At 67.5% G+C, this 21,628-nt stretch carries 26 protein-coding genes; 18 read left to right on the plus strand and 8 right to left on the minus strand.

Annotated elements, in window-relative coordinates; all coding sequences use genetic code 11:
• Nucleotides 1-126: 126 nt before the first annotated feature.
• From AM590_RS07970 to AM590_RS07980, 3 genes are all read left to right on the plus strand, one after another.
• Entirely contained in the window at nt 127-582 is a 456-nt protein-coding gene (locus AM590_RS07970; RefSeq protein WP_004977131.1) for a bis(5'-nucleosyl)-tetraphosphatase, read from the plus strand.
• 160 nt (nt 583-742) lie between these two features.
• Nucleotides 743-1,723, plus strand: coding sequence for a DUF5787 family protein (locus AM590_RS07975; protein ID WP_058827012.1), 981 nt, complete (start codon nt 743-745; stop codon nt 1,721-1,723).
• 25 nt (nt 1,724-1,748) lie between these two features.
• Nucleotides 1,749-2,348 (plus strand): class I SAM-dependent methyltransferase, encoded by a 600-nt coding sequence (locus AM590_RS07980; protein ID WP_058827013.1) that lies wholly within the window; start codon nt 1,749-1,751, stop codon nt 2,346-2,348.
• Between the two features lie 19 nt (nt 2,349-2,367).
• Here AM590_RS07980 and AM590_RS07985 read toward each other — a convergent pair whose 3' ends face one another.
• Nucleotides 2,368-2,868 carry a DUF5797 family protein gene (locus AM590_RS07985; protein WP_058567442.1) on the minus strand — a complete coding sequence of 167 codons (501 nt, stop codon included), beginning with the start codon at nt 2,866-2,868 and terminating at the stop codon, nt 2,368-2,370.
• A gap of 99 nt (nt 2,869-2,967) precedes the next feature.
• On the opposite strand from AM590_RS07985, the gene AM590_RS07990 reads away from it, so the two are divergent.
• From AM590_RS07990 to AM590_RS08005, 4 genes are all read left to right on the plus strand, one after another.
• Nucleotides 2,968-3,741: an enoyl-CoA hydratase/isomerase family protein gene (locus tag AM590_RS07990; RefSeq protein ID WP_058827014.1), complete on the plus strand. Its 774-nt coding sequence runs from the start codon at nt 2,968-2,970 to the stop codon at nt 3,739-3,741.
• A 123-nt stretch (nt 3,742-3,864) separates the two neighbouring features.
• On the plus strand, nt 3,865-4,122 hold the full coding sequence (locus tag AM590_RS07995) for a hypothetical protein (RefSeq protein WP_058827015.1): 258 nt from the start codon (nt 3,865-3,867) through the stop codon (nt 4,120-4,122).
• 94 nt (nt 4,123-4,216) lie between these two features.
• Nucleotides 4,217-4,537, plus strand: coding sequence for a transcription factor S (locus tag AM590_RS08000; RefSeq protein ID WP_049905217.1), 321 nt, complete (start codon nt 4,217-4,219; stop codon nt 4,535-4,537).
• Between the two features lie 40 nt (nt 4,538-4,577).
• Nucleotides 4,578-5,204 carry a DUF6517 family protein gene (locus AM590_RS08005; protein ID WP_058827016.1) on the plus strand — a complete coding sequence of 209 codons (627 nt, stop codon included), beginning with the start codon at nt 4,578-4,580 and terminating at the stop codon, nt 5,202-5,204.
• 51 nt (nt 5,205-5,255) lie between these two features.
• Here the strand turns inward: AM590_RS08005 and AM590_RS08010 are convergent, their stop codons facing one another.
• The 3 genes from AM590_RS08010 to AM590_RS08020 form a co-directional block, all read right to left on the minus strand.
• A complete protein-coding gene (locus AM590_RS08010) occupies nt 5,256-5,981 on the minus strand; it encodes a tRNA (adenine-N1)-methyltransferase (RefSeq protein ID WP_058827017.1) in 726 nt (241 codons plus the stop codon).
• Entirely contained in the window at nt 5,978-6,349 is a 372-nt protein-coding gene (locus tag AM590_RS08015; RefSeq protein ID WP_082677688.1) for a nascent polypeptide-associated complex protein, read from the minus strand. The genes AM590_RS08010 and AM590_RS08015 overlap by 4 nt, the downstream gene beginning before the upstream one ends.
• An 82-nt stretch (nt 6,350-6,431) precedes the next feature.
• Complete coding sequence (locus AM590_RS08020; protein WP_058827019.1) at nt 6,432-7,100, minus strand: O-methyltransferase; 669 nt, start codon at nt 7,098-7,100, stop codon at nt 6,432-6,434.
• A 143-nt stretch (nt 7,101-7,243) separates the two neighbouring features.
• Here AM590_RS08020 and AM590_RS08025 point away from each other — a divergent pair, with 143 nt between their 5' ends.
• Nucleotides 7,244-8,920: a methylmalonyl-CoA mutase gene (locus AM590_RS08025; protein WP_058827020.1), complete on the plus strand. Its 1,677-nt coding sequence runs from the start codon at nt 7,244-7,246 to the stop codon at nt 8,918-8,920.
• A gap of 307 nt (nt 8,921-9,227) precedes the next feature.
• Nucleotides 9,228-9,512 carry a hypothetical protein gene (locus AM590_RS21105; RefSeq protein ID WP_253245354.1) on the plus strand — a complete coding sequence of 95 codons (285 nt, stop codon included), beginning with the start codon at nt 9,228-9,230 and terminating at the stop codon, nt 9,510-9,512.
• Nucleotides 9,513-9,664: 152 nt separating this feature from the next.
• Here the strand turns inward: AM590_RS21105 and AM590_RS08035 are convergent, their stop codons facing one another.
• Both AM590_RS08035 and AM590_RS08040 read right to left on the minus strand, forming a co-directional pair.
• The gene (locus tag AM590_RS08035) at nt 9,665-10,003 is read right to left on the minus strand and encodes a hypothetical protein (protein WP_058827022.1); all 339 of its coding nucleotides are present in this window, start codon (nt 10,001-10,003) and stop codon (nt 9,665-9,667) included.
• Between the two features lie 7 nt (nt 10,004-10,010).
• Nucleotides 10,011-10,379, minus strand: a complete 369-nt coding sequence (locus AM590_RS08040) for a YbjQ family protein (RefSeq protein ID WP_058827023.1) — start codon at nt 10,377-10,379, stop codon at nt 10,011-10,013.
• 54 nt (nt 10,380-10,433) lie between these two features.
• On the opposite strand from AM590_RS08040, the gene mce reads away from it, so the two are divergent.
• The 9 genes from mce (at nt 10,434) to AM590_RS08085 (ending at nt 20,593) form a co-directional block, all read left to right on the plus strand.
• On the plus strand, nt 10,434-10,817 hold the full coding sequence (gene mce / locus AM590_RS08045) for a methylmalonyl-CoA epimerase (RefSeq protein WP_058827024.1): 384 nt from the start codon (nt 10,434-10,436) through the stop codon (nt 10,815-10,817).
• Nucleotides 10,818-10,820: 3 nt separating this feature from the next.
• Nucleotides 10,821-12,782, plus strand: coding sequence for an o-succinylbenzoate--CoA ligase (gene menE / locus AM590_RS08050; RefSeq protein ID WP_082677689.1), 1,962 nt, complete (start codon nt 10,821-10,823; stop codon nt 12,780-12,782).
• An 88-nt stretch (nt 12,783-12,870) separates the two neighbouring features.
• Nucleotides 12,871-14,532, plus strand: a complete 1,662-nt coding sequence (locus tag AM590_RS08055) for a long-chain fatty acid--CoA ligase (RefSeq protein ID WP_058827025.1) — start codon at nt 12,871-12,873, stop codon at nt 14,530-14,532.
• Between the two features lie 93 nt (nt 14,533-14,625).
• Entirely contained in the window at nt 14,626-15,777 is a 1,152-nt protein-coding gene (locus AM590_RS08060; protein ID WP_058827026.1) for an acyl-CoA dehydrogenase family protein, read from the plus strand.
• A 104-nt stretch (nt 15,778-15,881) separates the two neighbouring features.
• Nucleotides 15,882-16,655: a pyrroline-5-carboxylate reductase gene (proC, locus tag AM590_RS08065; RefSeq protein WP_082677690.1), complete on the plus strand. Its 774-nt coding sequence runs from the start codon at nt 15,882-15,884 to the stop codon at nt 16,653-16,655.
• Nucleotides 16,648-17,532 carry a glutamate 5-kinase gene (gene proB / locus AM590_RS08070; protein ID WP_058827028.1) on the plus strand — a complete coding sequence of 295 codons (885 nt, stop codon included), beginning with the start codon at nt 16,648-16,650 and terminating at the stop codon, nt 17,530-17,532. Before proC ends, proB begins: the two co-directional genes overlap by 8 nt.
• Nucleotides 17,525-18,859 (plus strand): glutamate-5-semialdehyde dehydrogenase, encoded by a 1,335-nt coding sequence (locus AM590_RS08075; RefSeq protein ID WP_058827029.1) that lies wholly within the window; start codon nt 17,525-17,527, stop codon nt 18,857-18,859. The genes proB and AM590_RS08075 overlap by 8 nt, the downstream gene beginning before the upstream one ends.
• Before the next feature lie 113 nt (nt 18,860-18,972).
• Entirely contained in the window at nt 18,973-19,635 is a 663-nt protein-coding gene (locus tag AM590_RS08080; RefSeq protein WP_058827030.1) for an AIM24 family protein, read from the plus strand.
• Nucleotides 19,636-19,789: 154 nt separating this feature from the next.
• Entirely contained in the window at nt 19,790-20,593 is an 804-nt protein-coding gene (locus tag AM590_RS08085) for an N-acyl homoserine lactonase family protein (protein WP_058827031.1), read from the plus strand.
• Between the two features lie 175 nt (nt 20,594-20,768).
• Here the strand turns inward: AM590_RS08085 and AM590_RS08090 are convergent, their stop codons facing one another.
• The gene (locus AM590_RS08090) at nt 20,769-21,350 is read right to left on the minus strand and encodes a DsrE/DsrF/DrsH-like family protein (protein WP_058827032.1); all 582 of its coding nucleotides are present in this window, start codon (nt 21,348-21,350) and stop codon (nt 20,769-20,771) included.
• A complete protein-coding gene (locus AM590_RS08095) occupies nt 21,347-21,598 on the minus strand; it encodes a sulfurtransferase TusA family protein (protein ID WP_058827033.1) in 252 nt (83 codons plus the stop codon). The genes AM590_RS08090 and AM590_RS08095 overlap by 4 nt, the downstream gene beginning before the upstream one ends.
• Nucleotides 21,599-21,628: the final 30 nt, after the last annotated feature.

Below are 21,628 nucleotides of genomic sequence, written 5' to 3' on the forward strand. Positions count from 1 at the left end.
GGTAAAAGCGCATCTACACGAACCGGGGACTCCGGGCCTCCGCCACCCGAATCCCGAACGAACGACCGTGCGAACGCGCTACAATCTCCGATACCCTCTTAAAGGGTGGCACGTTTATTTCGGGTAATGGCAGTCGAAGCGGTTAGCGCTGGAGCCATTCTCTTCCGCGACACCCGCGGCCGGAGGGAGTACTTACTCCTGAAGAGCCGTCCCGGGGACTGGGAGTTCCCGAAGGGCGGGGTCGAAGGGGACGAGGAGCTTCAGCAAACGGCAATCAGGGAGGTCAAAGAGGAGGCGGGAATCCAAGATTTCCGTCTCATCGATGGCTTCCGCGAGGACTACAGCTACGTCTTCGAGGCGAACGGTACGACGATTCACAAGACGGTCCACCTCTTTATCGCGCGCTCGTTCGAGGCGTCCGCGGAGCTCTCGACGGAGCACCGCGACCTCCAGTGGCGCGACTACGAGCAGGCCATCAACACCATCACGCAGGACGGCCCCCGCGAGATATTCGAGCGCGCCCACGAGTTCCTCGACGAACTCGCCGAGCGGAACGAGGGCGAACACAAGTACCTGAAGTAGCGTCGGTCGGTTCGGCCGACGCCCGAGACGCGACACCCACGAGCAACAGCGCCGCGATTCAGCGCGGGGGGCGCGGGCGGCGACACCCGCGGCGTCGTCGGGCCGGACTCAGAAGCCGCCCGACCGAAACGCCTTCGGCTCCCCGCCGCAACTCCCGGTCGTGAGCGACGCCGCCGACCGCGACCCCGAGTTCGCCTTCGAGCTACGGGTCTGCCGCTGGGCCGAGCGCGCGTGGCACCCCGACGGCCCGCGCCCCGCGTTCGTCGCCCGACAGCTCGGCACCCGAGAGCGCCGCTGGGACACCGTCGTCGTGGAGGTCGACCCCAAGGCGTTCGCCGCCCGGCGCGCCCTCTCGACCGACGGCTTCGACTCGGACCTCTTGCGCGTCGTCCGCCACGCGCCCGCCGAGTGGGCGTGGTACCGAGACGCCATCCCCGAACCCGACTTCCCGTGGCGACACGTCGTGCCGGCGGTCCACCGCGCCGCGGGGCTCGGACTGGTCCAAAAGCGCCGCGGCTCGCGGAATCGCGTCGAGTACCGGCGGACCGCGCCGTACCCCGACTGGGTCGAGCGCGTCGTCGCCATCGAGAACAAGCCTGACCTCGACGCCAGCGCCGCCCGCGCGCTCGCCGACCAACTCGAACACGACGTGTCGCGGGCGCTCGCCGACGAGGTCTGGGTCGCCACCGAGGTGACGGATCGGCGGGTCGAACCCGCCCTGTTGGAGGACCTACCGGTCGAAGTCGGCATCCTCGGCGTCGACGGCGACTCGGCGGAGGTGCTGTGGCACCCGAGTTCGCTCTCGCCCGACCCGGCCGACGCCCGGCGGCGACTCGTCCTCGCCGAGCGCGCCTACGACCGCGGCTGGCGGAACTACGTGGACACGATGCGACCCGACTGCCGGCACTTCGAACTCGACCGGCGCGGCCGGGCGCTCGTCCCGCGGTGCGCCGCAAAAGACTGTTATCAGAGCCAGCGCGAGTGCGCCCACTCGTGTCCGTCGTTCGAGCCCGAGCCGCCGTCGTGGCGGATGAAGGGCTGGCCTATCGAGGGCGGCCCCGGCAAGGGCGTGCGCCGGATTCTGGAGGCGCGGCGCGAACGCGCCAGAGACCGCGCCGAACGCGGTAGTGAGAACGCCTAAATTCGAGCCTCTCTGACCGACCGGTATGGAACGATTCCAGAACACGAGCCTGCCGGACTGGGACTGGTGGGGAAAGCTCTGGCCGACACCGGGCGAGACGCTTCGGGAACTCGGGCTGTCGTCGGGCGACACCGTCGTCGAAATCGGCTGTGGAAACGGCTACTTCGCGTTACCGGCGGCGCGAATCGTCGCGCCAGCCCCGGTGTACGGGGTCGATCTCGACGACGGACTGGTCGCGGAACTCGAACACCTCGCCGACCAGCAGCGCATCGACAACGTGGTGACGGTCCGCGGCGACGCCCGCGAGCTATCGACGCACCTCTCGGACCCCGTCGACGTGGCGCTGTTCGCGAACGCATTCCACGGGGTCGACGACCGCGACGAGTTCCTGACGGAAGTCGCGTCGGTCCTCGCCGACGACGGTCGGTTCGTCGTCGTCAACTGGCGGCCTCTCCCCCGGTCGGAGACGACCGTGGCCGGCGAGCCCCGGGGCCCCCCGACTGACCTGCGACTCGGTCCCGAGGAGACTGCAGCGATAGTCGAGGACGCGACCGACCTCGCGGTGACGGCGGAAATCGACATCCCGCCGTACCACTACGCGCTGGTGTTCGAGCGGCGAGCGTAGCGACCGCGGAAACGGGCGATTAGACGACTTCCACGTCGACCTCGTCGCGCTCGACGGCGAGGCGGAACGTGGGGACGGTCCGGTAGACGACCTCGATGACGCCCTTGCGACGGAGACTCTGGAGCGCCCGGCGCACGTCGTCCACGTCGGGGTCGATGTCGAACTCGTCTCGGAGCTTGTTGAGGACGCTGACGACGCTCTCGGAGCGCTCGTCGGGGCCGGCGACGACCTCGAAGACGCGGGCTTCGAGCGAGGGAACGCGGATGACGCTCGGTACGGATTCGGCCTCGTCGTCGCCCTCGACGCCGGGTTCGACGCCGACGAGTTCGGCGGCCTCGGCCGTCGCGCGGATGAGGCTGTTGTCGTCGCGGTAGTAGTAGTCTTTCAGCTCGGATTCGAGGTAGCGGTGGACTTCGCTCCCGCTTTCGAGGTCCCAGCGGTTCTGTAACTCCTTGTTCTTCGTCGGCTGGAGCCGGACGATGTCGGCGAGGCGTTCTTTCGCCTCGTCGGAGAGCGTCATATCGGTGGATTCGACGGAGGGGGTATAACGTTGTTCTGGATTCTTCAGCACGACCAGCAAACGTTAATTATTATCCCTGTCCCTTGCGTCGGCTCGACTATGAGCTGGGACACCCTCCAACTCGACTGGGACGGCGACGTGGCGACCATTACTATCGACCGCCCCGAGCAGATGAACGCGCTCAACGCGGACACACTCGACGCGCTCGAAGACGCCCTCGACGAGGCCGAAGACGGCGGCGCGCGGGTGGTCGTCCTCACCGGCGCGGGCGAGAAGGCGTTCATCGCGGGCGCGGACATCAGCTACATGAAGGACATCGGGTCGCCCGCCGCGCAGGCGTACGCCGAGCAGGGCCACCGCATCGCGACGCGCTTGGAGGAGTTCCCCGCGCCGACCGTCGCAGCCATCAACGGCTACGCCTTCGGTGGCGGCATGGAGTTCGCGCTGGCGTGCGACCTCCGAGTCGCCTCCGAGCGCGCGCTGCTCGGCCAGACTGAAATCGACCTCGGCATCATGCCCGGCTGGGGCGGGAGCGTCCGCCTGCCGGCGCTCGTCGGCGACGAAGTCGCGCGGCGACTCATCTTCTTCGGCGAGCGCATCGACGCCAGCGACGCCCACGAGTACGGCATCGTCGGCGAGGTCGTCGCTCACGACCAACTCGACTCGCACGTCGAGGAACTCGCCGCGGACCTCGCGTCGAAGCCGCGGCACGCCCTCGCGGGCGCGAAAGCCGCCATCAACATGTCCCACGATGCGCCGCGAGACGCCGCGCTCGACTTCGAGGCCCGCGTCTGGAGCGGCCTGTTCGGTACCCACGACCAGCGCGAGGGGATGGACGCCTTCCTCGACAAGCGCGACCCCGACTTCGAATAGGAAACGGGCGGGAAGCTCCTTTTCGACGGCGTAATCGGTAACTCAGCCCCGATTCCCCTCCGCCGAATCCGTGCTAGCACGGCTCCTGCAACTGCTAAGGCGCTGCATGTATAATGAATAATCGTGACAGAAACCATCACGCTCGGCCGCGTCGAATCCCTCCTCGAAGACCTCTCGTACCCGGTCTCGCGCCGGGACGCCGCGGCCTCCCTCGACGGTGTGACGGTGCTCATGGCCGACGGGAACGCCGACCTCGGCGAGTTGGTCGGGAACTGCCTTACGGCCGAGTTCGCCGACGCGAAGGACCTGTACTACGAACTGAACAACGCGATGCCCATCGAGGCGCTCGGCGAACCGGGGCAGTCCGACGGCGACGCCTGAGCCGCTCGTTCGACACCGGCTTTTTTCAGCGCTCACCCCGCGAGCGCGTCGCAATCCTGACGCTTAAGTCCTTCAAGCGGTAGGACGTACTATCATGGAGTTTTGCGACGACTGCGGGTCCCTGATGACGCCGCAAGACGGCGTCTGGGTCTGTCCGAACGGCCACGAGAAAGCGCGCGACAGCGAAAAGGAGAAGTCCATGGTCACGACCGAGGGCCAAGAGTCCAGCGAGGTCGTCGACATGTCCGACGTGGACAACGCCGACATCGGCCCGACGACGAAGACCATCTGTCCGAAGTGCGGCCACGACGTGGCGCGCTACGAGATGAAGCAGATTCGCTCCGCCGACGAGTCCGAGACGCGTTTCTTCACCTGCGTCGAGTGCGACCACAAGTGGCGCGAAGACGACCACTGAGCGACTCGCCTTTTTCAGCCCTCCGTCCGTAACGCGGGGCATGGCCGACGCGCTCGCCCCGCCGACGCTCCCGCCGCTCGACGGGTGGGTCCGCGTCAGCGACGCGACGGACCGCCCGTTCGAACTCGGCCCCGTCAGCGTCGTCGCCCGGACCGTCGTCTACGAGGACGCCGCCATTCGCGAGCGCGTCCCGGCGACCGCCGATGGCCCGTGGCGCTTCCTGTTCGCCACCCGCCTCGAAATCCGGCCGCACACGCCGCCGTCGAAGGCGCTGACGAAACTGGTCGTCAAGCGCGCGAGCGCCGGCTTCGAATCGCGCCTCGAAGCCCGCGGCTTCTCGGACGTTCGGCGCGTCGAGTCGCGGACGCTTCGGGTTCGGGTCGGCGGCGGTGGCGACAGAACCGACGACGGTCGGGGCGACGCGGAGAGCGAAGCCGAGGCCGACGTGGTTCGCTACGCCGCGACCGTCGAACTCGCCGGGGTCGAACTCGCCGCCGACGCCTACCTCGCGGTGACGCCGGTCGACGGCGAGTTCCTCCTGACCGGCGGCGCGTACCCCCGCGAAGTCCGCGGCGGCGACACCGAGACGGCGGCGTCGCTCCGCGAGGTCATCGAGCCGGAGCGGTTCAGAGAAGAGCTGTTTCGCGTGATTCGCCGCGTCGGGTGAGGCGAGGCGGGTGGGCCGAAAGAGAGGCTGGCCCGACCGCGTCGGTCTCGCTCACTCGTTGCGGGCGAAGACGAGGTAGCCGGTGTGGCCGACGCCGGCGGTCGAGGGTCGCGACCCGCGGTCGTTGAAGTCCATGTGCCGCTGAATCGTCTCGAACGTCTCCACGTCCGAGAGGCCAACCTCTCTGGCGGCTTCGACGGCCGCGCGCGTGCCCTCCACGAATGGGGAGTAGACGGCGACGTAGCCGCCGGTCACGAGCAGGTCGGGCGCGTGCCGGACGACCTCGGGCGCGTTCTCGGTGTCGAGGGTGAGCACGTCGAACTTCGAGTCCGCGAGGTCGTCGACCTCGTCGGTGATGTCGCCGGTGCGAACGTCGACGCGGTCTTCAACGCCGGCGAGCCGCATGTTCTCGCGGGCGACGTCGGCGAACTCGGCGTCGCGTTCGAACGTCGTCACGTCGACGCCGAGGCGACCGAGGTACGCCGAGAGGACGCCCGTGCCGGTACCCGCGTCGAGGACGCGCTCTCCGGCCGCGACGCCGGTGTGGCCGACGATGAGGCCGATGTCGCGCGGCATCATCGGCGCGCCGGTGCGCTCGAAGTGGTTGAAGAGGTCCGGGCCGCGCGGCTCGCGGACGAGGAACTCCTCGCCGATGTGGGTTTCGAGTGTCTGGCCGGCCTCCACGTCCTCGGGGACGGTGAGCATCCCGAGGTCGGTGTGCAGCTCGTCGCCGGGCGCCCGGAGGTACTCCCGGTCGCCGTGGACGAGGAGTATCACTCCAGTCGCGCGATGGCCGCGGCGAGGTCGCCGTCTTCGGCCTCCAGCGCTTCGCGGGCCTCGTCTTCGGGGACGCCGGCGCGCTGGGCCACGATGGCCACGTCGTCGGCCGGGATGGCGTCGGCGACTTCGTCGTTGTCGTCGCCGTCGTCACCGGCACCGAGTTCGCGCGTCTCGGGCTCGCCGACGATTTGGTAGGTCTCCTGGCCCTGCGCGTCCATGCGCGTGACCTGGGCGTCGCTGAAGACGAGTTCCTCGTCGGCCGTTTTGATGACGACCTCCTCGGCCTCGAGCTCCGTCACGTCGATGCCCATCTGCTTCATCATCTGCTTCATCTTTCGCGGGTTCATCCCGCCGCCTCCAAACATACCCGAAGGGTCGGGGTGGGCGCTCAAAAGCGTGGCGAACGTCGGTGCGCGGCGGTCGGACCGCGGGCCGGCGGTCGCGCGCTCACTCGACCCGCGTGCTGACCGCGAGGCCGTTGCCGACCGGGAGAACGATGGTCTCGTACCGCGGGTCGGCCCGCACCGCGTCGAGGAACGCCGCGATGCCGCGGGTGTCGGCGTCGGCCCCGTCCAGCGCCGCCGCGTCGCCCTCGCTCCAGTCGGTGAGCGCGCCGAAGTCGACCGGGCCGCGCATCACGTTGTCGGCGACGACGACGCCGCCTTCGGCGACGCGGTCAGAGACGAGGTCGAACGCCTCGGCGTAGCGGTGTTTCTGGTGGTCCAAGAGCACGAGGTCGAACTCGCCGTCGACGCCCTCAAACAGGTCGAGCGCGTCGCCTTCGAGGAACGTCGTCCGGTCGGCGAGGCCGGCGCGGTCGAGAAAGTCCCGCGCCATGTCGAGTTCGTGGGCATCGTGTTCGGTCAGGTAGAGTTCGGCGTCGTCGGCCATGCCCTCGGCGAACCACGTCGCGGAGTAGCCGAAGCCGGAGCCAAACTCGAACAGCCGCGTCGCGTCCGCGAGATGCGCGAGGACGCGGAGCACGCCGCCAGCCTCGGGACCGATGATGGGAAAGCCGTGCTCGTCGGCGTAGGTGGCCATCTCGGACTGCACCGCGTCGTGTTCCGGCGCGGTCGCCGCGAGGAACCGCCGCGTCTCGTCGGTCAGAATGTCCATGCCGATAGGGGGCGCGCGAGCGACATAAAATCGGTCGCCGCGGCCGCGTTCACGGGTTCGGCCGCTACGCTCGCGGTCGGAGATGGCGACCGATATCCGCCGACCCGCGTACGCTTAAGTAGGGACAAACCACATCTTCGACCATGTTTGATCCCGACGAGCTCGAAGAGATTCGGGAGGCGAAAGCCGAGTGGGAGGAGGAGACGCTGGGGCCGACCCTCGACCGCTTCGGGGAGCGCAAAGAGGAGTTCACGACCGACACGGGCGGCAACGTCGTTGAACGGCTCTACACCCCCGACGATGCCGACGTGGACTACGACGAGGACGTTGGCTTCCCGGGCGAAAAGCCTTACACGCGCGGGGTGTATCCGACGATGCACCGCGGGCGGCTCTGGACGATGCGGCAGTACGCCGGCTTCGGGACGGCCGCCGAGACGAACGAGCGGTTTCGCTACCTCATCGACAACGGCTCGTCGGGGCTGTCGCTCGCGTTCGACCTGCCGACGCAGATGGGCTACGACTCCGACGCGATGATGGCCGCCGGCGAGGTCGGGAAGTCGGGCGTCGCCATCGACAGCCTCCACGACATGGAGACGGTGTTCGACGGCATCGACCTCGGCGAGGTCTCCACGTCGATGACCATCAACGCCCCGGCGGCCGTGCTGCTGGCGATGTACGTCGCCCTCGGCGACAAGCAGGGCGTCCCCCGTGAGGAGCTTCGCGGCACCATCCAGAACGACATCATGAAGGAGTACATCGCGCGGAACCTCTACATCTTCCCGCCGGAGCCGTCGATGCGGCTCATCACGGACATCTTCGAGTTCTGCGCGGCGGAGACGCCGAAGTTCAACACCATCTCCATCTCCGGCTACCACATCCGCGAGGCCGGGTCGACCGCCGCCCAAGAGGTCGCGTTCACCCTCGGCAACGGCATCCAGTACGTGCAGGCCGCGGTCGACGCCGGTCTCGACGTGGACGACTTCGCCCCCCAGTTGTCCTTTTTCTTCAACGCCCACAACAACATCCTCGAAGAGGTGGCGAAGTTCCGCGCCGCCCGGCGGATGTGGGCGAAAATCATGGAAGAGCGCTTCGGCGCGGAGAACCCGAAGTCGATGCAGTTGAAGTTCCACACCCAGACCGGCGGGTCGACGCTCACCGCCCAGCAGGTCGAGAACAACGTCGTCCGGGTCGCCTATCAGGCGCTGGCGGCCGTCCTCGGGGGCACGCAGTCGCTGCACACCAACGGAAAGGACGAGGCGCTGTCGCTGCCGACCGAGAAGTCGGTCCGGACAGCGCTTCGGACCCAGCAGATTCTCGCCCACGAGTCGGGCGCGGCGGACACCATCGACCCGCTGGCGGGCAGTTACTACGTCGAGGCGCTGACCGACGACATCGAAGACGAGGCGTTCGACCTGCTCGACGAGGTGGACGACCGCGGCGGCATGCTCGACGCCGTGAAAAACCAGTGGGTCCAGCGAGAGATTCAGGACGTGGCCTACGAGCGCCAACGCGAGATAGAGGAGGGCGAGCGCGTCATCGTCGGCGTCAACGAGTATCAGGTGGACGAAGAGCCGACCGTCGAGGTCCAGGAGGTCGCCGAAGAAGATGAGAGCAAGCAGGTCGAGTCGCTCGAAGCCCGAAAGGACGACCGCGACGAGGAGGCCGTCGAGGCCGCCTTGGAGGACATCCGCGCCGCCGCGAACGGCGACGAGAACCTCCTCCCGCTCATCGTCACGGCGGTCAAGGCCTACGCGACGGTCGGCGAGATATGCGGCGTCCTCCGCGAGGAGTTCGGCGAGTACGAACCCGGCATGGCCTGACCTACCGCCCGACTCCCGAGCGGTCGGCGTCGCCGACGACCGCCCCGCGCCCCGTGCCAACGAGTCACTAACTCTATACTTTCACCCGGCTATCAAGTTTTATTGTCGAACCCCGTGTGGCCACATTCGAGGCTTATGATGCCGCTTATCGCATTCTAAACCCGTCACACGCCCGGCCGCTGTCTGTCGGCGCGAGGTTCGCGCCAGCAGTCGCTCGATTGTTCGAGCAGCTGCGGCCGTCGCGTTGCGGGGCTCTTCGACCGGAGAGCCCCCGGTATCGCATCCGATTGTCCACCTCACCAGACGAATGTCACGACAACGCCCCCGAGACAGTCGTACCGTCTCCGATTATCGCCCCTCGCATCACCGCCCCGCGCCCTCGCTGGCGACGCAGGCCGTCCTGCTCGCCTCGATGGCCGCGGTCGTCGCGGTCGTCACCTACCCCGCGGCGTCGCTCGCGGTCGCCATCACCGTCGCTGCCATTGTCGCCGTCGCCCGCGTCGTCGTCACCCGGGCCGACCGCTCGATGCTGACGGTCGACGTGCCTGGCGTCCCCGTCGAGGTCACGGTCGCCCGGACCGCCCGCGACTGAGGCTCGACCGAACGCCGTGAACCCCACGCCGACCCCGCCTGCACGACTTCGCGCCCTCACGCCCCACGCCCACTCGCGCCTCGCGTCCCGCTCTTGACGCGTCCTTTCGCGCTCGCTCTCCTCTCGTTCCCGACTCGTTTCGTTCCGTCTCGTCACCGATTGGACTCGGCGACCCGACCCCGGAGCACCCGAGCGACCGCCACGACGAGCATCGCTTGGAGGTAGCCGAAGACGGCGAGCGCCGGGTAGAACGTCGCCGTCTCGCGGACGCCGAACTCGTTGGCCGCGAGGGTGTCGAAGAAGAAGGCGGCCACGAGCGCGGGGTAGTCGATGACCCAAATCTCCCTCGGCAACACGCCGAAGAATCCGACTGCCCACACCGCCGCGAGTCCGGCGAAGACGGCGACTGTGGCCCGGGCTGTGGCGAGTCGGACGAACCCGTGTGCGAGCCGCCGTGGGTCTCGGGTGACCCGCTGGGTCGTCGGCATCACCGTCGGCTCACGCCACGTCGGCGTTCGACTCGGACGCCGATTCCGCGTCGGCGTCGCCGTCGGCGACGAGTGTGACGGCGGTCCCGTAGGCCAGAATCTCGGCCGCGCCCTGCGCCACCTCGGCGGTCACGTACCGGACGCCGACGACGGCGTCGGCACCCATCGCCTCCGCCTCGGCCACCATCCGGTCTGTCGCCTCGTCGCGTGCCTCGGCCATCAGCCCGGTGTAGGACTTGAGCTCGCCGCCGACGATGTTTCGGAGGCCCTGCGTGATGTCGCGACCGACGTTCCGAGCCCGAATCGTGTTCCCGCGGACGGCACCCAACGTCTCCTCGATGTCGCGGCCGACGACCGACTCAGTTGTAGTTACTATCATGACATGAGTATCGAACCGTCTGGGTTTATCCGTTGCGCCCGACGAACTGGAGACATGCACTTCGACCACGTCGGAATCGCCACCCCCGACGCCGCCGGGCTGGCCGCGCTGTTCGCGGAGCTGTTCGACGCGCCCGTGGCCCACGAGGAGACGTTCGACGGCATGTCGGTCGTCTTCCTCGAACTCGAAAACGGCTATTTCGAACTGCTCGAACCCCACGAGGAGGGTGCCATCTCGAAGTTCCTCGACAAGCGCGGCGGCGGCATCCACCACGTCGCCATCGAGACCGACGACATCGAGGCCGCGCTCCGGACCGCCGAGGCCGCCGGTATCGACCGTATCGACGAGGAACCGCGCCCCGGCGCGTGGGGCCACGAGGTCGCCTTCTTACACCCCAAGTCCACGGGCGGCGTCCTCGTCGAGTTCGTCTCGCACTAAGCGATGACGGGAGACTCCCCCGACGACACGGCCGACGACGACGCGCTCGCGGACGAGATTCCCGACGACATAGCTACTGGCGACGGCTCGACCGGCGACGATGGTGACGCCGCCGCGAACGATACTGACGCCGGAGGCCGCGGGTTCGCCGGACCGATGCGCGACTGGCTCTCCCACCGGGTCGCCGCGACGCCCGACCGAGAGGCGCTCATCCACGCCGCGACCGGCGACTCGTGGACCTTCCGCGAACTCGACGCGCTCGTGGACGAGACCGCCGGCCAGCTCGCCGCGCTCGGCGTCGAGGCCGGCGACCACCTCGGCGTCGTTCTCGACCCCGGTATCGACTACGTCCGACTCATCCACGCCGCGACGCGGCTCGGGGCGGTGCTCGTCCCCCTCAGCGACCGGCTCACGCCCGACGAGGTCGGCCGCAACGTCGAACTCGCGGACGTGACGACGCTCGTCTGCGGCGAGTCCACCGAGTCGACGGCGGTCGAGGCCACGACCGACGTGCCCGTCGTCTCCGTGGACGACCCGCGCTGGGAGGGCGTCATCAACCTCTCGTCTATCGCGCCGAAGCGGGTCGAACCCGCGGGCTGGTCGCTCTCGGAGACGATGCTCCTGCTTTTCACCTCGGGGACGACCGGGACGCCAAAGGCCGTGAAACTCACCATGGGCAACCTGCTCGCCAACGCCGTCGCCGGGGCGTTCCGACTCGGCGTCTCGCCCGACGACCGGTGGCTCGTCACGCTCTCGTTGCACCACATGGGCGGCATCGGCCCGATTCTCCGCGGCCCGCTGTACGGGACGACCGTCGTCCTCCGCGAGGGGTTCGACGCCGGCGGCGCGGCCGACGACATCGGCAAGTACGACGTGACGGGCGTCTCGCTCGTGCCGACGATGCTCAAGCGGATGCTCGACAGCAGGGGGACGCTCTCGGACTCGCTCCGCGTGGTGCTCCTCGGCGGCGCGCCCGCACCCGACGAACTCGTCGAGCGCTGTCGGAACTACTCGGTGCCGGTCTACCCGACCTACGGCATGACTGAGACGGCCTCGCAGGTCGCCACCGCGACCCCGGACGAGGCGTTCGCCGACCTGGGGACCGTCGGGCGACCGCTGTTTTTCACCGACCTCTGGGTCGTCGACGAGGACGGCACCGCCGTCGAACCCGGCACGCCGGGCGAAATCGTCGTCGCGGGACCGACCGTCTCGCCCGGCTACTACCGGAACCCCGAGGCGACCGCGGACGCCTTCACCGACGCCGGCCTCCGGACCGGCGACATCGGCTACCGCGGCGACGACGGCCTCCTGTACGTCCTGAACCGGAAGGACGACCGCATCATCACCGGCGGCGAGAACGTCGACCCCGGCGAGGTCGCTGCAGTCCTGCGGGAACACCCGACGGTGGACGATGTCGTCGTGCTGGGCGTCCCTGACTCCGAGTGGGGCGAGCGCGTCGCCGCGCTCGTCGTCCCCGCCGACCCGGAAGACCCCCCAGACGACGAAGACCTCGACGCCTTCTGCCGCGAGCGGCTCGCCGGGTTCAAATGTCCGCGACTGGTCGAGACCGCGGAGGAACTCCCGCGGACCGTCTCGGGGACTATCGACCGCGAGGCGGTCCGCGAGCGGCTGGTCGCGGCCCAACCGGTCGCGGAGGCCGAACCGGAGCGCGCGGCCGATCACGATGACGGTGACGGCGGTGACGACGACGAATTCGACGACAACGAGGCCGAAGTCGACGAGACGACGCCCGCGAGCGACGAGAGCGGAACCGACGGGGCCGCCATCGACGACGCCGAGACCGACGCGACCGTCGCGGACGCGGAACGCGGCGGAGACGACGATGCCGAGGCGATAGCCGACGACGGCGAGCGCGATGATGTCGAGAGTCCGGGGAGCGAAACTGACGACGGCGACGGCGACGACGACGCCGACGAACTCGCTCCCGACCGCGACGAGGAGTGAACGCGCCCGCGGGTGAAGCCAAATCCGCAGCCCGCGTCTCGCCGGATTGTGTCCAAACAATCATTACGTTTTACTGCAAGTGGACTGTATGGTAGGTGCTACCAACCAGACGCTTCGGCCGTTCCTGTGGCGCGCGGGCAAACTCTTTCCGGACCGCGAAATCGTCTCTCGGACCGCCGAAGGGCTGGAACGCTACACGTACGCGGAGTACGAGGGACGGGTGGCACAGCTCGCGGGGGCGCTTTCGGACGCCGGCATCGGGGACGGCGACCGGGTGGCGACGTTCTGCTGGAACCACAACCGACACTTCGAGACGTACTTCGGCGTGCCCTCGATGGGCGCGCAGTTGCACACCATCAACCCGCTTCTCCCCGACCACCACATCCAGTACATCGTCGAGAACGCGGCGGACCGAATCATCTTCGTGGACCCGTCGCTCGCGCCGAAACTCGCCGGCGCGGTCGACGAGGACGCCTTCGCCTCCGTCGAGCAGTTCGTCGTGATGGCCTCCGAGGTGCCGGACGACGTGGGGCTGTCCCCGGTGACTGACTACGAGTCGTTCGTCGCCGACTTCCCCGACGAGTACGACTGGCCGGACCTGCCGGAGGACCAACCGGCGGGGATGTGCTACACCTCGGGGACGACCGGCGAGCCGAAGGGCGTCGAGTACTCCCAGCAGATGCTGTGGGCACACACGATGGCGACGCTCCCCAAATCGGGTCTCGACATCGGTGCGGAGGACGTCATCATGCCGGTCGTGCCGATGTTCCACGTCAACGCGTGGGGCCTGCCGTTTTCGACGACTGCGGCGGGCGCGAAACACGTCTACCCCGGCCCGTCGCCGACGCCCGAGGACCTCGCGAAGCTCATCGAGGAGGAGGGCGTGACGATGACCGCGGGCGTGCCCACGGTGTGGCTCGGCCTGCTCGACTACCTCGACGAGCACGACGCGGACATCTCGTCGCTCGAACGCATCATCATCGGCGGGTCGGCCGCGCCCAAGTCGGTCATCCGCCGGTTCGACGAGGAACACGACGTGGACGTGCTCCACGCGTGGGGCATGACGGAGATGTCGCCGGTCGGCACCGTCGCCCACCTCAAGCCGGGAATGGAGGAACTCCCCGCCGAAGAGCAGTACGAAAAGCGCGCTAAGCAGGGCCTGCTCGCGCCGGGACTGGAGATGCGCGTCGTCGACGACGACGGGAACGAGGTCCCGTGGAACGGCGAGGACTTCGGCGAACTCTGGGTGCGCGGCCCGTGGGTGACGACCGAGTACTTCGAGCGCCCCGACGCGAACGAGGAGGACTACGAGGGCAACTGGCTGAAGACCGGCGACGTGGTCACGGTGGACGAAGACGGCTACGTGAAAATCGTCGACCGGGCGAAAGACGTCATCAAGTCCGGCGGGGAGTGGATTTCGTCGCTCGAACTGGAAAACAGCATTATGGCCCACGACGACGTGGCCGAGGCGACTGTCATCGGCGTCCCCCACGAGCGCTGGCAGGAGCGCCCCGTTGCGTTCATCGTCCCGAAGGGCGGCGTCGACGAGGACGCGCTCAAGGCCGAACTCGTCGCCCTCGTCGAAGACGAGTTCCCGAAGTGGTGGGCTCCCGACGAGGTCGTCTTCATCGAAGAGGTGCCGAAGACCGCGACCGGCAAGTTCGACAAGAAGGTACTCAGAGACCAGTACGACGACTCTTCGCTCATCGAGGGTAAGACGCCCGACGCGGAGGCCCCGTCGGACGAGTGAGCTCCGGGACGGTCGTGAATTCTAACGAAGAACCAGTTTGAAGTTTAGACTGGTTCCATACACTATTTTTACTGTACAATCCTATGTCGGGACATGGAACTTCTCGACGACTCCATCGTGCCCGAACACGCCCGCGACCTCAAGCAGGAGGCCCGGGAGTTCGCCGAAGAGCACATCGAACCGGTCGCGGAGGAATACTACGAGTCCGGCGAGTACCCCCACGAGGTTCTCCAGGCGGGGATGGACGCGGGACTCGTCGCGCAGGACATCTCCGAGGAGTACGGTGGGAAGGGCCTCGACCTCCAGCAGATTCTGGCAATCTCCGAGGAGTTCTACCGCGCCGACGCCGGCATCGCGCTGACGCTCCAACTCGCCTCGTTCGGGTGCGAGATTATGGAGGACTACGGCAGCGAAGAACAGAAGGAGAAGTGGCTCCGTCCGGTCGCCGAAAACGAGCAGATTTCGGGACTTGCGGTCTCCGAACCGCAGACCGGCTCCGACATGGCCGGCATGGAGACGACCGCGGAGAAGACCGACGACGGCTACGTCCTCAACGGCGAGAAGTACTGGGTCGGCAACGCCGTCGAGGCCGACTGGCTGACGGTGTACGCCAAGACCGCCGACACCGACGACCGCTACTCGAACTACTCGATGTTCATCGTGCCGACGGACACGCCCGGCTACGAGGCGGAACACATCCCCGAGAAGATGGGCATGCGTGCCTCCAAGCAGGGCCACATCGTCTTCGACGACTGCGAGGTGCCCGAGGAGAACCTCATCGGCACCGAAGGCGGCGGCTTCTACATGCTCGCGGACTTCTTCAACCACGGTCGCATCATCGTCGGCGGCCACAGCCTCGGCCTCGCCGCCGCCGCCATCGAGGAGGCGTGGGAGTTCGTCCACGAGCGGCGGGCGTTCGGCCGCAACGTCTCGGAGTTCCAGGCGGTCCAGCACATCCTCGCCGACATGCGCATGGAGTTCGAGGCGGCCCGCGCGCTCAACTGGCGCGCCGCCGAGAAGGTCGAAAACAACGAGGACGCCGGCTTCTGGGCGGCCGCCGCCAAGACGAAGTCGACCGAGACGGCCGTCGACGTGGCCGAACGCGGCATGCAACTTCACGGCGGCCGGTCGGTCCTCAACGAGTACAAGATTTCGCGGGTCTACCGCGACGTGCGCATCCCGGTCATCTACGAGGGCGCAAACGAGATTCAGCGCAACCTCATCTACCGGCAGGGCGCGCTGTAAGGCGGTCCGGTCACGGCCCCAGAACTGACAACTCGTTTTCCGGTTTGGCATGGCTTGACCGGAACGCAGTTACTTTCTGAGCGTCGTACCTTGAGTCAGCACCAATGGTACGCACGAGTGTTATCGGCTGTGGAAACATGGGGAGCGCCCTTCTCACCGGTCTCTGGAAGGCGGGCGGCCACTCTGTCGTCGCCTGCGACCTCGACCCCGACGCTCTCGCCGCGGTCGCCGACTACTGTCAAGAGACGACTGACGACGTGTCGCGCGCGGCCGACGCCGACGTGGTGTTCGTCGCGGTCAAGCCCGACATCGTCGAGGCCGTCCTCTCGGAACTCGACCTGTCTCCCGACCAGACGCTCGTCACGATTGCCGCGGGCGTCCCGACCTCGTTCGTCGAGGCGCGCACCGACGCCCGCGTCGTCCGCATCATGCCGAACCTCGCCGCCGAGACCCGTGACATGGCCGCGGCGGCGACCGGCGACCTGACTGACGAGGTCCGCGAACTCCTCTCGGACGTGGGCGAGTTCGTCGAGGTCGAGGAGTCGCAGATGGACATCGCAACCGCGGTCAACGGCAGCGGCCCGGCCTTCGTCTTCTATCTCATCGAGGCCGTCACGCAGGCCGGCGTCGCGGGCGGACTCTCCGAGGAAGACGCCGAAACCCTCGCCGCCCAGACGTTCAAGGGCGCTGCCGAGACCGTCGTGCAGGACGACCGCAGCGCCGACGAACTCATCGACGCGGTCTGCTCGCCGAACGGGACGACCATCGAGGGGATGGAGGTCCTCTGGGACAGCGCCGCCGACGAGGCCGTCACCGAGGCCGTCGTCGCGGCCGAGCGCCGGTCGAAGGAGCTCGCGGAGGAGTTCGCCGATGAGTGAACTGAGCGAGACGGCGGAGACGACGGGGACGACGGAGGTCGCCGAGCCCGACGCCGACGCGGTCGCCGCCGCCCGCGACGCCGCCGCCGAGGCGGACCGCGTCATCGTCAAGGCCGGCACCAACTCGCTGACCGACGAGGACTCCAACCTCGACGACGACAAACTCGACAAGCTCGTCGACGACATCGAATCGCTCCTCTCGCGCGGCAAGGAGGTGCTTCTCGTCTCCTCGGGTGCGGTCGGTGCCGGCATCGGTCGCCTCGACCATCCCACGGCGGACCGCGACACCCTCGAAACGTCGCAGGCGCTGTCGACGGTCGGCCAGAGCCTCCTGATGCACCGCTACACCGAGAGCTTCGAGCGCTACGACCGGAAAGTCGCCCAGATCCTCATCACCCAGCACGACCTGGAGAACCCCGAACGGTTCACCAACTTCCGGAACACGGTCGAGACGCTTCTGGAGTGGGGCGTCGTGCCCATCATCAACGAGAACGACGCGGTCGCCACCGAGGAGCTCCAAATCGGCGACAACGACATGATTTCGTCCAACATCGCGGTCGGCATCGGGGTGGACCTGCTCGTGACGCTCACCGACGTGGGCGGCGTCTACACCGGGAACCCGAAGGAGGACCCCGGCGCCGCGCGAATCGAGGTCGTCGGCGACAACTACAGCGACGTGGAGGACATCGTCACCGCGAGTTCGACCGGCGGCTTCGGCGGCATCCAGACGAAGGTCCGCGGCGCGCGCGACGCCGCCGAGTACGGCATCCCCGCCGTCATCGCACAGTCGACCGAACCCGACGTGCTGGCGAAGATAGCCGAGCGCGAATCGGTGGGAACAATGTTCCTCCCCCTCGATGGTGAACTCGATGACTGAGCGAGACACGACCGCGCAGGTCGAACAGGCACAGTCGGCGGCGCTTCGGCTCGCCAACGTCGACGCGGCCGACCGCGACGCCGCGCTCGGAGCCATCGCGGACGCCATCCGCGACAACAGCGAGGCGATTCTCGCGGCCAACCGCGAGGACGTCGAGGAGGCCGAGGCGATGCTCGCGGACGGCGAGTACACGCAGGCGCTCGTGGACCGCCTCAAACTCGACGAGGCGAAACTCGACGACATCGCCGGGATGGTCGAGTCCGTCGCCGAACAGGACGACCCGCTCGGCGAGACGCTGGCGGCGAGAGAACTGGACGAGGACCTCGAACTCTACAAGCTTTCTGTCCCCATCGGCGTCGTCGCGACCATCTTCGAGTCGCGCCCCGACGCACTCGTCCAAATCGCCGCGTTGGCGCTGAAGTCCGGCAACGCCGTCATCCTCAAGGGCGGCAGCGAGGCGAGCGAGTCGAACCGCGTGCTGTACGAGACGATTCTGTCCGCCACCGAGGAGCTCCCCGACGGCTGGGCGACGCTCATCGAGGCCCACGAGGAGGTCGACCGCCTGCTCGAACTCGACGACATGGTCGACCTCGTGATGCCCCGCGGCTCCTCGGAGTTCGTCAGCTACATCCAGGACAACACCCAGATTCCCGTGCTCGGCCACACCGAGGGCATCTGCCACGTCTACGTCGATGAGGCGGCCGATATCGACATGGCGGCCGACATCGCCCTCGACGCGAAGGTGCAGTACCCCGCGGTCTGCAACGCCGTCGAGACGCTCCTCGTCGACGAGTCCGTCGCCGCCGACTTCCTGCCGACGGTCGTCACGCGCTACCGCGACGAGGGCGTCGTCCTCCGCGGCGACGACGCGACCCGCGAGTACGTCGATATCGACCCCGTGACCGACGACGACTGGGACACCGAGTACGGCGACCTCGAACTCTCCATCAAGGTCGTCTCGGACCTGTACGACGCGGTCGACCACATCAACGCCCACGGCTCGAAGCACACGGAGTCCATCGTCACCGACGACGCCGAACGTGCCGAGACGTTCATGACCGGCGTCGACGCGGCCAGCGTCTTCCACAACGCCTCGACCCGGTTCGCCGACGGCTACCGCTACGGCCTCGGTGCCGAGGTGGGTATCTCGACGGGCAAGATTCACGCCCGCGGCCCGGTCGGTCTCGAAGGGCTGACGACCTACAAGTACTACCTCGAAGGCGACGGCCAACTGGTCGCCACCTACGCCGGCGAGGACGCAGTCCCCTTCACCCACGAGGCGCTCGATGTCGAGTGGAACCCCGGACACCGAAGCCGACGGGACTGACCGCGGACGCCCTTCGGTCGTCGCCCCGCTTCGAGGTCTCGCGGCGGATAGAACTATATCCCTGACAGTCGCCTCTCCGGTAGAGTCGTCTCCGCTGCGACTCGGTGACTCCAATGGATTTAGACGAATTCGTCAGCACGCACGCACCGTCCGAAGGCGGCGAAGCCTTCGAACTCGAAAACTCGAAACTGCTCGACGTGGCTCTCGACGGGAGCGTCATGGCCAAGGCCGGGTCGATGGTCGGCTACACCGGTGACATCTCCTTCGAGCGGAAGTCCGCCGGCGGCCTGAAAGGGATGCTCAAGAAGAAGGCCACGGGCGAGGGCGACGTCATGATGCAGGCGACCGGCACCGGCCACCTCTATCTCGCAGACCAGGGCAAGGAGGTCCAGATTCTCGAACTCGACGCGGGCGAGGAACTGAGCGTCAACGGCAACGACGTGCTCGCGTTCGAGTCGAGCGTGAACTGGGACATCAAGATGCTGACGAGCATCGCCGGGGCGTCTTCCGGCGGCCTGTTCAACGTCTTCCTCGAAGGCCCCGGCCACGTCGCCATCACGACCCACGGCGAACCCATCGTCCTCCAGACGCCGGCCAAGACCGACCCCAACGCGACCGTCGCGTGGAGCGGAAACGTCTCGCCGTCGTCGAACCGCGACATCAACATCAAGGGCCTGCTCGGCCGCTCGTCGGGCGAGTCCTACCAGCTCGAATTCGCGGGCCACGACGGCTTCGTCATCGTCCAACCGTTCGAGGAAGTCGGCCCCGGCCAGTAGTCGGTCGGCACGACACCGACTCCATTTTTGCGCGCAGCGACCGTTTCGCCCGTCACTCGGAACGAACGGATCGAAACGACGCGTATCTCTAGTGCCCGGCGGACATATATTGATTGCCTGAACTGTTATGCCGGATCCGTCCTAATCCCGGCGCATGGGAGACATCAGCGTCCATCTGGTCGACCGCGGTCGCGTTCTCACGGATATGGGGTACGTCCTCGACGGGTACACGATGGGGAGCGCGTCGAACCGGAGTCCCGACCACGAAACGGCCGAGTTCGTCGTCTGGAACGCCGTCGTCGACGGCCCCGACCGGACGGTGCTGTGGGATACCGGAGCGAACCCCGAGGCGGGCGACGGCTACTGGCCCGCCCCGCTGTACGAGGCGTTCGAGTACGTCGACGCCGCGGAACACACGCTCGAAGGCGACCTCGATTCGGTCGGCTACGACATCGCCGACATCGACGCGGTGGTGATGAGCCACCTGCACCTCGACCACGCCGGCGGCCTCGCCGAGTTCGCGGGCACTGACGTCCCGATATACGTCCACGAGGAGGAACTGAAGTTCGCGTACTACTCGGCGAAGACGACCGAGGGCTCCATCGCGTACCTCGCCTCGGACTTCGACCACGACCTGAACTGGAACGTCGTTCACCGCGACGAGCACACGCTGTTCGACGGCTTCCGGCTCATTCACCTGCCGGGTCACACCCCCGGCGTGCTGGGCGCGCACATCGAGACGCCCGAGGGCGACGTGCTCGTCGCGGGCGACGAGTGCTACGTCGAGGGCAACTACACGGACGAGGTGCCGCTCGGCCCCGGCCTGCTCTGGAGCGAGCGCGACTGGTTCGAGAGCCTCCAGAAAGTGAAGGAACTCGAACGCCGGACCGGCGGCGACGTGCTGCTCGGCCACGACCTCGACCGGTTCGAGTCGTTCGGCGACGGCTGGAACGTCTGAGACGGGCGACGACGCGCTCGGAGGACTCTGATTTTCTCGGTCTCAATCGCGCGACGGCGCACAGCCGCAGCTCTCTATGCGTCCGAAAAACGGTGAAAAGGAACCACGGGGGTTGTGGGGGGTGGAGTAGGGTGGGGTGGGTGAGTGGATGGCTGGGGGGAGACGACGGGCCGGCCTAAATCATGAGTTGCACGTCGGCGTCGGCCATGTGCTGGAGGGCCGTCGCCGCGCCGACGCCGGTGGTGACGCCGTCGTAGAACTCGGCTTCGTCGTAGCCCATCAGTTCGATGGTCATCTGGCAGGCCTGGAGGTCCACGCCCATGTCGAGAGAGGTCTCGATGAGCTCCTCGACGGTCGCGGTCCCGTTTTCCTTGATCTTCTTTTCCATCATGCTCGTGGCGACGTTGTCCATGAAGGGCAACGCGGCGACGGCGTTCGGCATCGGCATGCTCGGGTTGCCGACCGCGCTGAGCTTCAGGTTCTTCGACTTCTCCTCGTGGAGGATGTCGAGCCCCCAGAACGTGTGGAAGACCACGACGTCCCAGCCGAAGGCGGCCGCCGTGCTGGCGAGGATGAGCGGCGGGTACGCCATGTCGAGGGTGCCTTTGGTCGCGATGATGGTCATCGACTTCTGTCCGTCGTCGTCGGTCGCCTCCCGGAGGTCGGAGACCTCCTCCTGCAGGGCTTGGACCTGCGCTCTGAGGTCTTCGACGGAGGCGGCTCCCGCGTCGACGGGCGCGTCGGCGTCCGAGCTCATTCCTTCTGGATGAAGTGGCGGAAGACCGCGTCGCCGTCTTCCTCGGCCTCTTCCTGTTCGAGCATGGAGACGCCGTCGGTGGAGTCGGCCCAGCCCTTCAGGTCGCTCATACTACCGGAGTCGGTCGCGACGACCTGCAGAATCTCGCCGCTTTCGAGGTCGTCGACCGCGCCGCGGGTCTTGACGACGGGCATCGGGCAGGACAGTCCTTTCACGTCGAGGGTCTCGGTGGGTTCGTATGTACTCATTTTCGAGGTCACCTGTGTTGGGTGTATTCC

This window comes from Haloferax sp. Q22 (assembly GCF_001482285.1).
Taxonomy (GTDB): domain Archaea; phylum Halobacteriota; class Halobacteria; order Halobacteriales; family Haloferacaceae; genus Haloferax.

Coding starts and splice junctions, on each gene's coding strand:
- AM590_RS07970 (WP_004977131.1), top strand. CDS start 127: ATGGCAGTCGAAGCGGTTAGCGCTGGAGCCATTCTCTTCCGCGACACC.
- AM590_RS07980 (WP_058827013.1), top strand. CDS start 1,749: ATGGAACGATTCCAGAACACGAGCCTGCCGGACTGGGACTGGTGGGGA.
- AM590_RS07985 (WP_058567442.1), bottom strand. CDS start 2,868: ATGACGCTCTCCGACGAGGCGAAAGAACGCCTCGCCGACATCGTCCGG.
- AM590_RS07990 (WP_058827014.1), top strand. CDS start 2,968: ATGAGCTGGGACACCCTCCAACTCGACTGGGACGGCGACGTGGCGACC.
- AM590_RS08000 (WP_049905217.1), top strand. CDS start 4,217: ATGGAGTTTTGCGACGACTGCGGGTCCCTGATGACGCCGCAAGACGGC.
- AM590_RS08005 (WP_058827016.1), top strand. CDS start 4,578: ATGGCCGACGCGCTCGCCCCGCCGACGCTCCCGCCGCTCGACGGGTGG.
- AM590_RS08015 (WP_082677688.1), bottom strand. CDS start 6,349: ATGTTTGGAGGCGGCGGGATGAACCCGCGAAAGATGAAGCAGATGATG.
- AM590_RS08020 (WP_058827019.1), bottom strand. CDS start 7,100: ATGGACATTCTGACCGACGAGACGCGGCGGTTCCTCGCGGCGACCGCG.
- AM590_RS08025 (WP_058827020.1), top strand. CDS start 7,244: ATGTTTGATCCCGACGAGCTCGAAGAGATTCGGGAGGCGAAAGCCGAG.
- AM590_RS21105 (WP_253245354.1), top strand. CDS start 9,228: ATGTCACGACAACGCCCCCGAGACAGTCGTACCGTCTCCGATTATCGC.
- AM590_RS08040 (WP_058827023.1), bottom strand. CDS start 10,379: ATGATAGTAACTACAACTGAGTCGGTCGTCGGCCGCGACATCGAGGAG.
- mce (WP_058827024.1), top strand. CDS start 10,434: ATGCACTTCGACCACGTCGGAATCGCCACCCCCGACGCCGCCGGGCTG.
- menE (WP_082677689.1), top strand. CDS start 10,821: ATGACGGGAGACTCCCCCGACGACACGGCCGACGACGACGCGCTCGCG.
- AM590_RS08055 (WP_058827025.1), top strand. CDS start 12,871: ATGGTAGGTGCTACCAACCAGACGCTTCGGCCGTTCCTGTGGCGCGCG.
- AM590_RS08060 (WP_058827026.1), top strand. CDS start 14,626: ATGGAACTTCTCGACGACTCCATCGTGCCCGAACACGCCCGCGACCTC.
- proC (WP_082677690.1), top strand. CDS start 15,882: ATGGTACGCACGAGTGTTATCGGCTGTGGAAACATGGGGAGCGCCCTT.
- proB (WP_058827028.1), top strand. CDS start 16,648: ATGAGTGAACTGAGCGAGACGGCGGAGACGACGGGGACGACGGAGGTC.
- AM590_RS08075 (WP_058827029.1), top strand. CDS start 17,525: ATGACTGAGCGAGACACGACCGCGCAGGTCGAACAGGCACAGTCGGCG.
- AM590_RS08080 (WP_058827030.1), top strand. CDS start 18,973: ATGGATTTAGACGAATTCGTCAGCACGCACGCACCGTCCGAAGGCGGC.
- AM590_RS08085 (WP_058827031.1), top strand. CDS start 19,790: ATGGGAGACATCAGCGTCCATCTGGTCGACCGCGGTCGCGTTCTCACG.
- AM590_RS08090 (WP_058827032.1), bottom strand. CDS start 21,350: ATGAGCTCGGACGCCGACGCGCCCGTCGACGCGGGAGCCGCCTCCGTC.
- AM590_RS08095 (WP_058827033.1), bottom strand. CDS start 21,598: ATGAGTACATACGAACCCACCGAGACCCTCGACGTGAAAGGACTGTCC.